Origin of the sequence: Ruficoccus amylovorans (assembly GCF_014230085.1) — a bacterium.
GTDB classification, from domain to species: domain Bacteria; phylum Verrucomicrobiota; class Verrucomicrobiia; order Opitutales; family Cerasicoccaceae; genus Ruficoccus; species Ruficoccus amylovorans.
The window spans coordinates 112,824-127,519 of the sequence record NZ_JACHVB010000021.1; the positions used below are offsets into that span (position 1 = coordinate 112,824).

Sequence of the window (14,696 nt, forward strand, 5' to 3'; positions counted from 1 at the left end):
AATCCGCCATGCCGACCAGCCTCCGATTTGGGGCGAGCCGCACTCGTCTGCATCCCGGGGACGCGGGCATTGAGCTGGCCGTCCCGCTGCTTGCCGGGACCGCCGACGAACGTCTCTGGCCGGGCACACTTGAACGTGTGGACGGCGATCTGCTGACCGGCTCCGAGGGGCCGTGGCGCTGTGTCGCGTTGAGCGTTCCGGTGACGCAGGACATGCGCGAGACGACCCGCTCGGCTTATGCCCGCCTGCTGGCCGCGCTCGGCCCGGCCCATAGCCTGCGGATCTGGAACTACGTCCCCGCCATCAATGAGGAGGCCGAGGGGCTGGAAAATTACCGGGCCTTTTGCGCCGGGCGGCACGAGGCTTTTGCCGCCTTCGCCGGAGCCGGGTTTGAGCGGCATTTCTGTGCGGCCTCGGCGGTGGGAACAGTGGAGCCGCGCTTGAGCGTGATCGCGCTGGCCACGGAATTTTCCGTCGAGCATCTGGAAAACCCCTTCCAATGCCCGGCCTACCATTACCCGCCGGAGTACGGGCCGCGTTCGCCGAGCTTTAGCCGGGCCAGCGTCGTGGCCGGGAGCGAACCGGTCTTTTATATCTCGGGCACGTCGGCGGTGCTGGGAGCGGCCAGCGTGGCTCCGGGCGACTTGCCGGGACAACTCGCCTCCACCGGCGAAAACCTCCTGCGCATGCTCGCGCAGGGGCGGCGCGTGCTCGGAGCGGAGACCTTGGCCGGGCTGGAAGCTCCCTTCTGCCGAGTGTACCTGCGCCGGCCGGAGGATGTTCCTGTGGTGCAGGCCTGGCTAGAAAAACAGCCGTGGTTCGACGCCGGGCAGTACATGATCGTGCAGGCCGACATCTGCCGCCGCGAACTGCTGGTCGAGATCGAGCTTTCCTGGGCCGCGCATGTGCTCAATCCGTCGGCTGACACGATGCCGGCGTAGTTCCTCCGGGGAGCTTCAGCCATCAACTTGAAACTCGCCATGAGGGGGCGATGCGGCCAAAGCTTCTTCCCATGTCTGCAACCCGTTATGACTGTCTCGTGATCGGTGCCGGGCCTGCGGGTTCGGCGGCGGGCACCTTGTTGGCCCAGGCGGGCAAGCGGGTGCTGATCGTGGAGCGGGCGCAGTATCCGCGTTTTCACATCGGCGAGTCGCTCATCCCGGCGGCGAACCGCGTCCTGCGCAAGATGAACGCCTGGGAGCGGGTCGAGCAGGCCGGTTTTGTGCGCAAGGAGGGAGCGGAGTTCACCTGCGGGGCCGGGGCCTTGCGCGTGCACAACCGCTTTCGTGACGGCTTGATCCCCGGACTCGACTACACCTATCAGGTCGAGCGGTCGGTTTTTGACCGGCTCCTGCTGGAGCGGGCGGTCGAGGCCGGTTGCGAGCTGCGCCAGCCGGTGGAGGCAAAATCCGCCCGCTGGACGGGCGGATGCTGGCAAGTCGAACTCGCCGTGGACGGCAGCACGGAGACGGTCGAGGCGGACTGGCTGGTCGATGCCGCCGGGCGCGGGCGTTGGCTGGGGCGTCAGTTGGGCATCCCGACCGATCCGATCCCGCTTCCCAAGCGCTTCGCGGTCTACAACCACTTTCGCGGAGTCGCCCGGGCACCGGAGCCGGAGGGCGGCAATATCATCATCACGCGGGTCCCGGGTGGATGGTTCTGGTCGATCCCACTCGATACCGAACGCACCTCAGTAGGGCTGGTCCTGATCCCCGGCGAGGACCGTACGCCGCCGGAGGAGCTTTTTCACCAGCGCGTCGCCGCCAACCCGTGGATGCGCAAGTGCATGGCTCAGGCCGAGACGCTGGACTGCTTCCGGGTGGAGGCGGATTATTCCTTTGTCAACCGGCAGTTCGCCGGGGAGCGTTGGGTGATGCTGGGGGACGCGGCGGGGTTCATCGACCCGGTGTTTTCCTCCGGGGTCTATCTGGCGCTGGAATCCGCCGACCTCGCAGTGGGCGAAATCCTGCGTGCCGCCCCCGGCAAGGGGCTGGGCGGGCGCGCCCGTGGCCGCTACGAGCGCGAGCTGCGCGGCCGGATGCGGGTTATGCTCGACCTGATCGACGTTTATTACGACGAAAAGTCGTTCGCGGTTTTCATGAGCCCGACGAACCGTTTCAGCCTCTTCGCGGCGGTCAACGCCGTGGTCGCCGGATACACGCGGATGCCTTTCCGGCTGAAATGGCGCTACAAGCTTTTCCTGACCATTGCCCGGCTGAACCGGCGCTGGCGGATCGCTCCGCCGCTCAAGCTGCGCAGTTGATGAAAACGCCCGCTACCTCCGTCCGCTGGCTGCCCTGGACGCTCGCCTTGCTCGGGCTGGCGGCCCTGTGCTGGGCGCTGGTGCTGTGGGGGGCGGACTGGCGGGCCTTTATCGAGGCGCACCCGGAGGCGGGGGCGGCAGTTTTCTGCGGGCTGATGATCGTGCTCCCACTGGTTGGGTTTCCGATTTCGGCCTTTTACGTTTTCGCGGGGCTGACTTTTTCCGTGCCGGTGGCGCTGGCCGCCGGGGGCGTCGGGCTGGCCGCGAACATGAGCCTCGGCTACCTGCTGGCCCGCACGGTCTGGCGGGAACCGCTGCGGCGGCGTCTGGAGCCGCGCTGGCCCCGGCTGTTCGCGCTCGACCGCAACGCCTGCGCCCAAGTCACGCTGCTGGTGCGGGCCGTGCCGGGGGTGCCCTTCACCGCGCAGAACTATCTGCTGGGCGTGTTGGCGGTGCCTTTCGGGCTGTACCTGGCGCTTTCGTGGGCGGTCCAGTTTGTCTTTTTGACGGGCGTGGTGCTGACCACGCGCGGGGTCATGGACAAGGACGGAGCCCAGGCCCTCTGGGGCGGGCTGGCTGTGGCCGTGGCCCTGATCGGAACGCGGCTGGTCTGGCGGCGTTGGAAGCGCAACAGCATTTGACTTGAGGCTGGTCCGCAGTTCGCTATTGCTAGCTCTATCTTATGGGAGACGATTTAAAAGACCGTTTGAAGACGCTTATCATCGAGGCGTTGTCTCTGGAGGATGTCGATCCGGACGAACTGACCGACGATACCCCGCTGATGGACTCGGGCCTCGGGCTCGACTCGATTGACGCGCTCGAACTGGTCGTGAGCGTGGAAAAGGAATTCTCGATCAAGATCAAGAACAGCGAAGAGGCCCGTGCCGCCTTGCAGAGTATTGACACGCTGGCGGCCTTCATCCGCGAGCGACAGGCGGCTTCGGCTTGAGCCGACGGGCTTTGCGGCTATATTGGTCTTGTTATGGCAAACCGCGCAGCGAGCATCCGGGTCTGTATCGATGCCTGTGATTGTCTGACCGCGCTCGGTGATGCCGTCACAACCTGCTCCCGGCTGCGCGAGGGAGAGATCGCGCTGGAGCTTCACTCCGCGCCGGGCGAAGGCCCGGAGCGCGTCCCGCTGGCCCTGACTGGCCCATGTGTGGTGGAGACACCGCCTCGCTGGCTCGCCCCCTGTCGTGAGCTGCTGGCTCGCGTCCCCGAGGCCCCCTGGGGGATGGCGGGCTACCCGGTGATTGTGTCGAGCAGCAACTTCGGAATCGATCAGATGCTGGCCGCTTACCAAACGGGGGATGAGCGCTACCATGCCGCCTCGACCCCGACCCGCGCGGTGCGGATGCTGGCCGAGGCCGTCGGCTGGGGGCCGAACCGTTTCATCGTGTCCAACGCCTGTGTTTCGGCCCAACTGGCGTTGATTCAGGCCCAGCGGATGCTGGAAGCCAGGCTGGCCGAGCGGGTGCTGGTCTTTTCTTTCGACTTTTTGAGCGACTTCGTTGTGGGCGGCTTTCACGCCCTGAAAATTCTTAACGCGGACTTCCCTCAGCCCTATGCCTGCCGGGAAACCGGCTCTATCGGCCTGGGCGACGGGGCCGCGTTTGCCGTGCTCAGCCGTGAGTCGGGCGGATTCCAGTTGGCCGCTTCGGCTGCGCTGTCGGAAAATTACCACATGACTGCCAACGACCCGACCGGGGCCGGTTTTCGGGGGGTGCTGGAGCGGGTGGCCCCGGCTCTTCCCGCCGGGCGCGTCTGGGTCAAGGGCCACGGTACGGGCACGCTGGAAGCGGGCCGTCTGGAGGCTGAGACCGTTGCCAGCTTGTTGCCGGAGAGTCCACTGGTCGCGTGGAAGGGCTCGCTCGGGCACACGCTCGGCTCCTGCGGGCTGGTCGAGCTGGCGGTGGCGTTGGAGGCGATGCGAACGGGAGAAATCCCCGGCACTGTCGGGGCGGAGGCTCCGTTTTTCACCGGCAATGTCAGCCGCGACAACTTTTCCGCCGCCGGTTACGGTGGCTTCATCCTTTTAAGCAGCGCCTTTGGGGGAGCCCAGGCCGCGCACCTTGTCACCCGTGATTAAGCGCTTCATCACCCGTCTCGCCGTGGCCGAACCGGGCCGGGAACTCGACCCGGAACGGCGCAAGGCCCTGCGTAAAAACTTCGGCCCGCTGGCCGCGCGGCGCATGAGCGACCTCTCGCTGCTCATCGGCGAGGTGACGGATGGCCTGGAGGCCGGGGCGGACGACGAGTGGATCTACGCCTCGCGCTTTGGCGGGACCCAGAGCCTGGAGCGTTACCTGGCCAGCTTTCCCGCGCCCAGCCCGCTGCATTTTCAGAACTCGATCCACCCCGGCGCGCTTGACCTGGTGAGCGTCGCCCGGCGGCAAAGCTCGGCCTTGTTTTCTCCGCTGTGCGGACTGGAGACGCTGGTGGCCGACGCGCTGTTGGCCGCTCTGATCGCGCCGCCGGAGACGCCGGTCCATCTAGTCGGTGGGGACGAGTACGAGCACTGGTGCACCGCCCATAGCTGGGGCGGGGAGGAAACTTTTGCCTTTTACCTGCGGTTGGACTCTGCCGCCCAGGAACAGGTGCTCGGGGAGGTCATATTCACGCCGGGGGAGGAACTGGCGAACGCGCCCACTGCTCCGACGCTGCCTGAGTTTCACGCCGCGCTGGCGGAGCGCCGGCCACTGGCATTTTTCACTCCCGAACGGGGAACCTTCCGTCTGTCATGGGCCTGAGTGAACCCAGAAATCCGGGTCCCTGGGGCGGGTACCGGCTCATGTCGCTGTGCGACCGCGTGCTGCCCGGCTGGCTGCTGGAGGCAGCGATGCGGACAGGGGTATTTATCGCCTTCGCCCTGATGCGGGAGCAGCGTCGCCATTCGCGCGCCTATCTGGAAACACTGCGGGGTCATCCCGTCGGCTGGCGGGAGAGCTACCGGCATTTTCGGGCGCTGGCCGATATGCTCCGGCTCAAGCTGCGGGCCGGGCGCGGCGATCCCGTCCCGATGGAGTGGGCGGACGAGGAGAGCAGCCGCAACGGCCTCCTGATCCGGGGCCGTACGCCGATGCTGGTGGGGACTTTCCATGTCGGGGCCTCGGACCTGCTCGGTTTCGGGCTGGACAAGTTCGAGCGTTCGATCTGCATGGTGCGCCAGCGCGTGCGCAACTCCGAGGACATTGACCGGTTGCTGCGGCAGGCGGCGGGACAGGTCGAGGTCATCTGGGTCAATGACGAGCGGGACATTATTTTCGGCCTGCGCGACGCCCTCGATGCGGGCAAGACTCTGGCCATGCAGTGCGACCGGTTGGAGCACACCTCGAAAGTCGCGGCTTTCGAGTTTCTGGGAGAGCGTCGGCTTTTCCCGGTCACGATTTACCACCTGGCCGCGCTCTATGGGCGTCCCGTTCAGTTCTCGGTGGCGCTGCCGGACCCGGCGGGAGCAGGCTACCTCGTGCATGCCTGTGATCCGTTCGTCCCCGAAGGGCGTCACCGCCAGGAGGATGTTCAGGCCGGAGTGGCGCATTTCCAGATGGTCCTGCACTGGCTGGAAAAGCTCCTGCTCCGACACCCGTACCAGTGGTTCAACTTTCTCCCGCTCAACCCGTCCGCACCCGCCGGCGGGCTTTCGTCCGGGGCCGGTATGGCCGCTAGCGACTGATCCGCCATGTCTGCCACCCCCAGTTATAAGCCGTCCCGCTCGCTCGGACTTTACCTGCGCTATCTGGCGATGATCGTGCTGTTCGGACTGTGGGCCTTCGCGCTCAACGTCCTGTGCGCACTCCTGCTGCCGCTGGGGCTGGAAAGGCGTTCGCCGGGGAGCATCCGGCGTATCCTGGCCGACTCCATGCGCCGCTACACACGACTGCTGGCGATGATGGGAATGGGACGGGTGCGCTTCACCGGGCTGGATAAAATCCCCGCCGGCCCCTGCCTGCTGGTGGCCAACCACACGGGGCTGCTCGACGCGCTTTTTCTCATGATCGAGCGCCCGCAGATGGTCTGCGTGTTTAAATCCAGCCTGCGCCGCAACCCGTTTTTCCGCTACATGATCCGGCAGGGCGGCTTTATTGCCAATCGCGACGGGATGGAGTCGCTGCGCGCGATGGAGAAAGCCCTCGGCGAAGGCCGCCAGGTGCTGGTCTTCCCCGAGGGGACGCGGACCGCTGTCCCGCCCCTGAACCGCTTCAAGGCCGGATTCGGCTGGGTGGCGAAGGAGACCGGCGTCCCCGTCTGCGCCCTGCTCATCCGCAACCCCTCGGGCCTGCTGTGCAAGGGCGGGGGGCTTTTCGGGCGCTACGCCTTTCCCTTTACCTGCGAGTTCCGCTACCTGGGTGAGTTCCGTCCCGCCCCCGATGAGCCGCCCCCGCTCTTTGCCCGACGGATGGAGGACTTTTACCGCGAACAACTGGCGAAGGAGGATTTTTCCCTGTGGCCGAAGTGATCGTCGAACGCATCGCCGTGACCGAAGCCAACGGCTTCTGCGACGGGCATTTCCCCGGTCACCCCCTCGTTCCGGCGGCGGCGCAGGCGCAGTGGGCGCTGGTCGCGCTCGAACGCATAGCCGGGGCAGGCAAGCGCTGGGAAATGCGTCAGGGGAAATTCCTGCGCGAACTGCGCCCCGGCTGCACGGTGGAGCTTCGCCTGAGCCGGGAGAAACGCGGCTGGCGTGCGCAGGTGGTTGACGCGGAGGGGGCTTATGCCGATATGCTGTGGGTGCCACATGAATGATTCCGCGACCCACGTGCTCGTCCTGCCCTCGTACAACACCGGCCCCATCCTGGAGCGCACGGTGCGGGAGGCGCTGCGCTACTGGCGTCCGCTCTGGCTCTTTATCGACGGCTCCACCGATGGGGCGCACGAGGTCTTTTTGAAAAAACCGGAGGAGTGGCCCGGGCTGCGGGTCTTTGTCAGCCAAACCAATCGCGGCAAGGGGGCAACGGCGGCCTGGGCGGCGGATGAGGCGGCGCGGGCAGGCTTCACCCACCTGTTGCTGATGGATGCCGACGGGCAGCACCCCGCTGACCGGGTGCCGGAACTGATGAGCCTCTCTGCACAAAGGCCGGAGGCGTGTGTCATGGGGCAACCGGATTTCGGCCCGGACGCGCCCTGGGTGCGACTGGCCGGGCGGCAGTTGAGTGTCGGGCTGACTCAGTTCGAAACCCTCTGGGGCGGCCTGGCCGACCCCTTGTTCGGGATGCGCGTGTACCCGGTCGGGCCGTTGCGGGAGGTTTTTAAGGGAACGCGCTTCGCGCGGCGCTATGACTTCGACCCCGAGGTGGCGGTTCGGCTTTTCTGGGCCGGGGTGCCTCCGCTGCGCTGCCGGGTGCCGGTGCGCTATGTGCCCGCCGAAGAGGGCGGGGTGAGCCACTTTCACTATCTGCGTGACAACGCCTTTATGCTCTGGCTCCATGTCAGGCTGTTGCTTTCATTTGTTCCACGATGCTTTTCCGTCGCCCGACTCAGCCGCCGTTTTCGCCGTCAGCAGGACGGTGGAGGCGGGCCGTTGTGTTCCTGTTGAGCTGCCTGTGTCTGTCCGTGGAGGGTGAAACGCCCTCCCGCCCAAGCACTGAACCCGCATCGACCACTCCGGCTGAAGTGTCCGAAGTGTCTGCCCCGACTGCATCGCGCGTCTCGCTGGAGGCGCTGGCCTGGCCGCAGGGCGAGGAGGTGGCGCGGGTCGCGTTCACCGAGGAGCGGCAGTTCCCGTTTCGCCGCTTTCCGAAGCGCTTCAGCGGCACGCTGGATCGTTCACCTCAGGGAGAGCTTGTCCTTTGCTACACCGAGCCGGGCCGCGAGCGCCTGCTCATCCTCGCCGACGGGATCTACTTTGAAGGCTCCGATGGCCAGCGCCGTGAACTCCCCGCCGAGGCCGGTTATGTGCGCGTGCTGCGCGACCTGATCGGAGGTGACCAGACCGCGCTGCGCCGCGACTGGCGGGCCGAACTGGCGTCTGGCGGGTTTACGCTTTATCCGGCAACGCCCGAGATGGACCGCACGCTCAAGCGCGTCGAGGTCGGCGTCGAGGATGGGCGGGTGAGTACGGTGCAGGTCTTTCTCAGCGACGGGGTGGTGCGACGTTATAAGTTTGGCCCTCTCCAGTGGGTGCCGCTGGCGCAGTTCGGCCAGCCCGCGAAATCCTCATGAGCGGAAAAAAAACCAGTCCTGTCCGTCGCTTCGGACCCGCTGCTCTGGCGCTGACGGTCCTGCTAGTGCTGCCGCTGGCCTACCTGCTGACGCGGGACTGGAGCCAGGCGCTCAACGAGGACATCCGCGCCTCCATTCCCGAGCTGGCGGAACCGCTCCAGGCGCGTGAAATTCGCCAGTCCCTTCAGGCGCAGGCCACCAACAGCGTGCTGCTCAAGGTGGACGCGCCGGGCGCGGAACCGGAGCAAGTTCGCGCGGCCATCCGTGAAGCCGCTGCCGCGCAACCGATTTTTGGCGAAGTCTTTTTCCCCGGCGATGCCGATACGATGAAGGAGCTGGGCCGCTTCATCTACGAGCACCGCGAGACACTCTTTTTCCCCGGCTGGTTGCAGGAGCGCTGGTTGGAGTTCGGGGGCACCGGCCAGCCCGAATCGGATTTTACCCTCTGGCTGGCGCGACGGGCGGCGGGGGAACTGGACGCCTTTCTCGACCGCTCCGAGGCGACCGCCTACGCCCAACTGATTCCCGACGACCCGCTGTTGCTCATCCCGACGGCGCGGGAGGCGCTGCCCGAGGCCGCATCCGGTGAGGACGGCGCAGTGCTGGCGTGGTTGCCGGTCGGGGCGGACTCGCTCAGCCCGGCGGGGCAAGCCGCCATCGGGGCCTCCGTCGAAGCGGTCAAGGCCTCCCTGCGCGTACGCTGGCCCGAGGCTCATCTCACCAGTGGCGGGGTTTATGAAATCGCCGCCGCGACCGAGACGCGAACCCGGCACGAGGTGACGCTGCTGAACGTCGTCATGGGGGCAGTGATCTTTTTCTTCCTGGCGCTGCTCATGCGGCGCTTGTCCGACCTGCTGCTGGTGCTGATCCCGTTGGCGGCGGCTGTACTGTGCTCGGCGGGGGTTGGGTTGTTGGTTTTCGGGCGCATCCATGTGCTCGCCCTCGGCATCGCCAGTGTGGTGCTCGGGCTGGCGGTGGACTACGCCGTGCACCTGCTGGCCAACCGCCGGGCGGATGGTCTCCTGTCCGCGTGGAAGCGTATCCAAAAACCACTACTGGCCGGTTGTCTCTCGTCCTGCCTCGGACTGGCTTTCCTCTGGCTGGCCCCGTTGCCGTCCATTCGGCAGGTTGGGGTCATGGTCCCCGCCGGGCTTCTGGCCGCGCTGGCGGCGGTGCGTTGGGTCATGCCCTATGCGGGCGCGGGTGGCGGAAAACCCGCCCTGCGCGCTTTCCTTTACCAGTTGCGCAAACGGCCCTTGCCGCGTGTGTGGCTATTGCTGCCAGCGCTTCTCTGGACGGTGGCGCTCGCCGTACTGGCCGGGTGGCTGCGCTTCGATGACCGGATCGCGGGCTACCAGATCCCGGTGCCCGGCGAGATGGAGCGCTACCAGTCGTTACTGACCGTGTTGGGGCAGTCGGACGAAACGGTACGCAGCCGCTGGTTCACCTTTTCGGAGTCACCAGTCGGCCTGCTTCAGAACCTCAACGATGTCCGTGCCTCCGGGGTGGAACTCTCCGGCCCCGCCTCCCTGCTGGGGCGGGCGCAGGGCAGCGAGGCTTGGCTGGCCTTCGAGCCGCAGCGGGAGGCGTTTGGGGAGGCGCTGCTGGCTGAGTTGAAGGCGCTTGGTTTTGACGAGGGAGCGTTTGAAGATTTTGCCGCGGGTTTGAAAAATCTGCCCGCCCGCGTGGCGGACCCGGCGGCGGACGAAGCCATCCGCGAACTGGCCTCGCGCCTGCGCGGCCCGATGCGGGCCGCGCTGATGAGCGACGGGGTTGACTGGGTGGGGACATTCGGGGTGCGAGACCGTGACGAGGTGCCAGTGTCATTAAAAACCACTACATACGTCCTCGACGAGCGCGTCGCGCTGGACCGGGCGCTGGCGCTCTCGCGGAAGATCGTCCTGCGCAACGCGCTCTGGGGCTTCCTCTGCGTGGGGGCGGTGTTGCTGTGGGTCTTCGGCTGGCGGGGCGGGTTGGCGGCGGCGCTGCTGCCGGTGTGGGCGGTCACGCTCGGGCTGGCCGTGACCGTGCTGCTGGGCGGGAGCCTGAGCCTGCTCGCCGTGATCGGGGCAGTGCTGGCCTATTGCCTCGGGCTGGATTACGGGGCGTTTTCGGTGCACTTTCACGGGCGCGCTCCGGTCTCGGTTCGCGTGTCCGCCCTGACCAGCGCGGGCGCTTTCGCCGTGCTCGGGTTCAGCGAGATCAAGGCGGTCAGCGATCTCGGCATCGTGGTAGCCGCGACAGTCTTTTTCGCCTGGATGGGGGCCGAGTTCATAGGGTTGCAACGTGGGGCTTCTACAGCAGAGGATGATTGACGCCATGCCTGCCGAGTTTCCGCCCATTGAAGACCTGATCCCGCATCGCGGCCCGATGTGCCTGCTGCGGCGGATCGTCGCGCTCGACGGATGCGAAGTCACCGCCGAGGCCCTGCTGCCGCCGGAAGCGGGCGTTCTGTCCGGGGCTGCCGGATCTCAAGCGTGGTCGGTGGAAATCGTGGCGCAGGCCGCGGCGGCCTTCATCGGTTGGCATCACCGGGAGCGCGGTTGGCGCTCGGGGCGGTTGATTAAAGTCGTCCGCTGGGAACTTTCGCCGGAGCCGCTACCTGGCGGGGAAATTTTAACTGTGTATTCAAAACTGGGTACGTGGAGCGAGGCGGGGCTGTTTCGTTTCGACGGCCAACTGAGTGCCGCCTCCGGTCATCGGTTGGCGGCTGGGCAATTGACCATCCTGACCTCATGAGCACCCAGCAGGAGAAAAAGACACGCGAGGCGAGCGACCCCCTGTTGTGCGGCTGGGAAGCGGTCCTGCGTCGCCAGGGTGAGCGACTGGCGGTGATCGATGCGGCTACGGGCGCGGCGGTGAGCTTTATCGAACTGGAGGCGCGGGCGCGGGATTGGGAAACACGGCTGGCTCCGCATCAGCTCAATCGGCGGGGGGTGGTTTTTCGCCTGCCAAACGGCGCCGACTGGCTGGCGGCGTTTATCGCGCTGCGGCGGGCCGGGGCGGTGGTCATCCCGCTCGACGCCGGAGCTCCAGCGCAGGAGTTGGCGACCGCCCAGCGGCTGCTTGCGCCTGCCTTGCAGGTGACGGAGGGCGGGCTGGAGACGCTGTCCGGCTCCCGGCATTGGAAAGCGGGTACAGCCTTGGTCAAGCTGACTTCCGGCTCGACTGGCGCGCCCAAGCCGATTCCCTTCACTGGCGGCGAACTGTGCGCCGACGCGGCCAATATTCTTTCGACGATGGGCTTCGGCCCGGACGACCTGAACTTCGCGCTCCTGCCCTTCGCCCACTCCTACGCGTTGGGAAATCTTGTCGCACCACTGCTGGCCTTTGGGGTGCCGCTGGTGGTGGGGAGCGCGGCCTTCCCGCATGTCATCGCCGAGGAAGTGGCCCGCTACCGGGCGACGGTGTTGCCCACGGTTCCGGCGGTGTTGGAGGGCTTGTGCCGGGGTGGGGAGATTTCCCTGAAACCCCTGCGGCTGGTGATCTCGGCGGCGGCTCCGCTCAGCCCGGATCTGGCCCGGCGGTTTTACGAGGCGACAGGCTTGCTGGTGCATAATTTTTACGGTTCCAGCGAGACCGGGGGCATCGCCTACGACCGGGACGGGCATGCCGGGCTGAAGGGCGACTGCGTCGGCACGGCGATGGACGGGGTGCGTCTGACGCGCATGCCGGACGGGCGGTTGCGGGTGTGTTCCGCCGCGGTCAGCTCTTATGGCAGCGTTGGTGGGGAAATGTCACTGACCGGAGAAGCTGCGTCGGCTGGCAAAAAAAGCCTCGCTGCGTTCACGTTGGCCGACCGGGTGAGCTTTACCGAAACCGGCGGGGTGGTCATCCACGGGCGGGCCGACCGGATCGTCAAATGCGCGGGCGTCCGGCTCGATCTGGCCCGGCTGGAGCAGGTGACTGCCGCCTTGGACGGGGTCCGGCAAGCAGTGGCCTTTTACGAGCCGGAGGGGGAGCGCCTTTTGCTCGCCTATGAGGGAGACGCGCAGGTGGCGGCTGTGCTGGCGGGATTGCGGGCGGCTTTTCCTCGTCTCGGGCGTCGTCTGCAGGTGCGTCGGTTGGAGGTGCTTCCCCGGACCGCACGGGGAAAGATCGACCAGCGGGCACTTCGGCGAGGCTGGGGGGATAAATCCTCCGGGGCAAAAGGGGCTTAGCAGTAACGCGCGAGTGGTGGTGATTTTTCGGGTGGTATCTGTGCCCGCGCCAGCCAAGGCCCGGTTCCGCCCGCTCAGGCATGGACGGGGCGGAACCGGGTCACTTTTGGCTATCGCATTGCGAGAGATGACGGGAAGCCCTCCGCCCGGCCGTTAACCACGCCATGATCTTCTGCAGGCAAGTGCAGGTGATCATGAATTCGGAGCCGCAGCGGCGCTTCATGGTTTGGATTAAAAGAAGATGAGTGGCTTCGTGTCGAGTTTTAATGGCATGAATGTGCCATTAATTTTGCGACTTATGGTTGGTTATATCACTGCTAATATGGAGGGCGGATTGGTCGTGAGCAAGTGATGAGCTTTTGACTTGCGCCGGAGGGAAGGCGGGGCAGGGTAGTTCGGATGAGTAAATGGGCGCTAATTTCGGTCAGCGATAAAACCGGCCTCGTGGATTTCGCGAAGGGCCTCGTCGAACAACACGGCTACGGCATCCTCTCCACCGGGGGCACGGCCAAGCTCCTGCGGGAGCAGGGGCTCCCCGTCACCGACGTGAGCGAGTACACCGGCTTTCCGGAAATGATGGAGGGGCGGATCAAGACCCTGCACCCGAAGGTCCACGGCGGCCTGCTCTGCCGCCGCGATAAGGAGGACCACCTCGCCCAGGCCAAGGAGCACGGGATCGACATGATCGACCTGGTCTGCGTGAACCTTTATCCCTTTGAGGAAACCGTCGCTCGCCGCGACTGCACGTTTGAGGAAGCCATCGAAAACATCGACATCGGCGGCCCCTCCATGCTCCGTTCCGCCGCGAAGAACCACGCCAGCGTGACCGTTGTCTGTGACGCGGACGACTACGCGCCCGTGCTCGACGCCCTCGCCGCCGGTGGCGACGCGCTCACCCTCCTGCGCCGCAAGCTCGCGCTCAAGGTCTTCCAGCGCACCTCCTCCTACGACGGTGCCATCGCCGCCTACCTCGAAGGCCAGGTGGGCGAAAGCTCGGCCCTCGGCCTGCCCGAGCGCCTGAGCCTTCAGCTCCCCCGCGCCCAGGTCCTGCGCTATGGCGAAAACCCCCACCAGCAGGCGGCGCTCTACGGGCGCTTCCACGAGTGCTTCGAGCAGCTTCAGGGGAAGGAACTTTCCTACAACAACATCATCGACATCACCGCCGCCACTTACCTGATCGGCGAGTTCGAGAAGCCCACCGTCGCCATCCTCAAGCACACCAACCCCTGCGGCGTGGCCAGCGAGATGGACCTGCTCACCTGCTGGGAACAGGCCTTCGAGACGGACAAGCAGGCTCCCTTCGGCGGTATCATCGTCTCGAACCGCACCATCGACGCCGATCTGGCCAAGGTGATTGCCGGGATTTTCTGCGAAGTCATCATCGCGCCCGAGTTCACGCCCGCCGCGCGCGAGGTTTTCGGGAAAAAGAAGAACCTGCGCCTGATGGTCGCCCGCGACTACCTCAGAGCCGACTCGCTGACCGAGGTCAAGTCCGTCGTCGGTGGCCTGCTCCTGCAGGACCGCGACCAGTACCCGGACAAGCCCTCGGACTGGAAGGTCGTGACCGAACGCCAGCCCACGGAAGAGGAATGGGCGGCCATGCGCTTTGGCTGGAAAGTCGTCAAACACGTCAAGTCCAACGCCATCGTTTACGCCGGGGCCGAGCGCACGCTGGGCATCGGTGCCGGACAGATGAGCCGGGTGGACAGCTCCCAGATCGCCGTCTGGAAGGCCGGTCAGGCCGGACTGTCGCTCAAGGGCTCGGTGGTCGCCTCCGACGCGTTCTTCCCCTTCGCCGACGGCCTCATCGCCGCCGCCGAGGCCGGGGCCACCGCCGCCATCCAGCCGGGCGGCTCCGTCCGCGACGAGGAAGTCATCAAGGCCGCCAACGAACGCGGCCTGGCCATGGTCTTCACCGGTAAACGGCATTTCAAACATTGATGAAGTAAAGGCACGTCAATGCCGAGACGTCTGACGGACGATATTTATCCGTATGTCTTGGCCATTACCGGCTTGTGCTGGATGGCAACCTGCACGTTTTGCCTCTACTTGTTGACGGTCTGGGTCGGTTTTCACGCTACGCCGAACCAGACCATTGTCAGTTTGTATATGCT

At 66.0% G+C, this 14,696-nt stretch carries 15 protein-coding genes; all 15 read left to right on the forward strand.

Annotated features, from left to right (window positions below; all coding sequences use genetic code 11):
- Positions 1-8 precede the first annotated feature (8 nt).
- The 15 genes from H5P28_RS08900 to purH all read left to right on the forward strand — a co-directional run bounded on the left by H5P28_RS08900 (position 9) and on the right by purH (position 14,523).
- Positions 9-941, forward strand: a complete 933-nt coding sequence (locus H5P28_RS08900) for a chorismate transformation FkbO/Hyg5 family protein (protein WP_185675357.1) — start codon at positions 9-11, stop codon at positions 939-941.
- 71 nt (positions 942-1,012) lie between these two features.
- The gene (locus tag H5P28_RS08905) at positions 1,013-2,263 is read left to right on the forward strand and encodes an NAD(P)/FAD-dependent oxidoreductase (protein WP_185675358.1); all 1,251 of its coding nucleotides are present in this window, start codon (positions 1,013-1,015) and stop codon (positions 2,261-2,263) included.
- Positions 2,263-2,904 carry a TVP38/TMEM64 family protein gene (locus tag H5P28_RS08910; protein ID WP_185675359.1) on the forward strand — a complete coding sequence of 214 codons (642 nt, stop codon included), beginning with the start codon at positions 2,263-2,265 and terminating at the stop codon, positions 2,902-2,904. Before H5P28_RS08905 ends, H5P28_RS08910 begins: the two co-directional genes overlap by 1 nt.
- 41 nt (positions 2,905-2,945) lie before the next feature.
- Entirely contained in the window at positions 2,946-3,212 is a 267-nt protein-coding gene (locus tag H5P28_RS08915; RefSeq protein ID WP_185675360.1) for a phosphopantetheine-binding protein, read from the forward strand.
- Between the two features lie 33 nt (positions 3,213-3,245).
- Entirely contained in the window at positions 3,246-4,352 is a 1,107-nt protein-coding gene (locus tag H5P28_RS08920) for a beta-ketoacyl-[acyl-carrier-protein] synthase family protein (RefSeq protein WP_185675361.1), read from the forward strand.
- Positions 4,345-5,013: a beta-ketoacyl synthase chain length factor gene (locus tag H5P28_RS08925; protein WP_185675362.1), complete on the forward strand. Its 669-nt coding sequence runs from the start codon at positions 4,345-4,347 to the stop codon at positions 5,011-5,013. Before H5P28_RS08920 ends, H5P28_RS08925 begins: the two co-directional genes overlap by 8 nt.
- Positions 5,004-5,936: a hypothetical protein gene (locus H5P28_RS08930; RefSeq protein WP_185675363.1), complete on the forward strand. Its 933-nt coding sequence runs from the start codon at positions 5,004-5,006 to the stop codon at positions 5,934-5,936. Before H5P28_RS08925 ends, H5P28_RS08930 begins: the two co-directional genes overlap by 10 nt.
- Positions 5,937-5,942: 6 nt before the next feature.
- A complete protein-coding gene (locus H5P28_RS08935) occupies positions 5,943-6,719 on the forward strand; it encodes a lysophospholipid acyltransferase family protein (protein WP_185675364.1) in 777 nt (258 codons plus the stop codon).
- Complete coding sequence (locus H5P28_RS08940; RefSeq protein WP_185675365.1) at positions 6,707-7,006, forward strand: ApeI family dehydratase; 300 nt, start codon at positions 6,707-6,709, stop codon at positions 7,004-7,006. The genes H5P28_RS08935 and H5P28_RS08940 overlap by 13 nt, the downstream gene beginning before the upstream one ends.
- The gene (locus H5P28_RS08945; RefSeq protein WP_185675366.1) at positions 6,999-7,796 is read left to right on the forward strand and encodes a glycosyltransferase; all 798 of its coding nucleotides are present in this window, start codon (positions 6,999-7,001) and stop codon (positions 7,794-7,796) included. The genes H5P28_RS08940 and H5P28_RS08945 overlap by 8 nt, the downstream gene beginning before the upstream one ends.
- Positions 7,797-7,873: 77 nt before the next feature.
- On the forward strand, positions 7,874-8,422 hold the full coding sequence (locus H5P28_RS08950) for a condensation domain-containing protein (RefSeq protein ID WP_185675367.1): 549 nt from the start codon (positions 7,874-7,876) through the stop codon (positions 8,420-8,422).
- Positions 8,419-10,737, forward strand: a complete 2,319-nt coding sequence (locus tag H5P28_RS08955) for an MMPL family transporter (RefSeq protein WP_185675368.1) — start codon at positions 8,419-8,421, stop codon at positions 10,735-10,737. The genes H5P28_RS08950 and H5P28_RS08955 overlap by 4 nt, the downstream gene beginning before the upstream one ends.
- A 4-nt stretch (positions 10,738-10,741) precedes the next feature.
- Positions 10,742-11,161: an ApeP family dehydratase gene (locus tag H5P28_RS08960; RefSeq protein ID WP_185675369.1), complete on the forward strand. Its 420-nt coding sequence runs from the start codon at positions 10,742-10,744 to the stop codon at positions 11,159-11,161.
- Entirely contained in the window at positions 11,158-12,582 is a 1,425-nt protein-coding gene (locus H5P28_RS08965) for a class I adenylate-forming enzyme family protein (protein ID WP_185675370.1), read from the forward strand. The genes H5P28_RS08960 and H5P28_RS08965 overlap by 4 nt, the downstream gene beginning before the upstream one ends.
- 399 nt (positions 12,583-12,981) lie before the next feature.
- Positions 12,982-14,523: a bifunctional phosphoribosylaminoimidazolecarboxamide formyltransferase/IMP cyclohydrolase gene (purH, locus tag H5P28_RS08970; protein ID WP_185675371.1), complete on the forward strand. Its 1,542-nt coding sequence runs from the start codon at positions 12,982-12,984 to the stop codon at positions 14,521-14,523.
- Positions 14,524-14,696 lie beyond the last annotated feature (173 nt).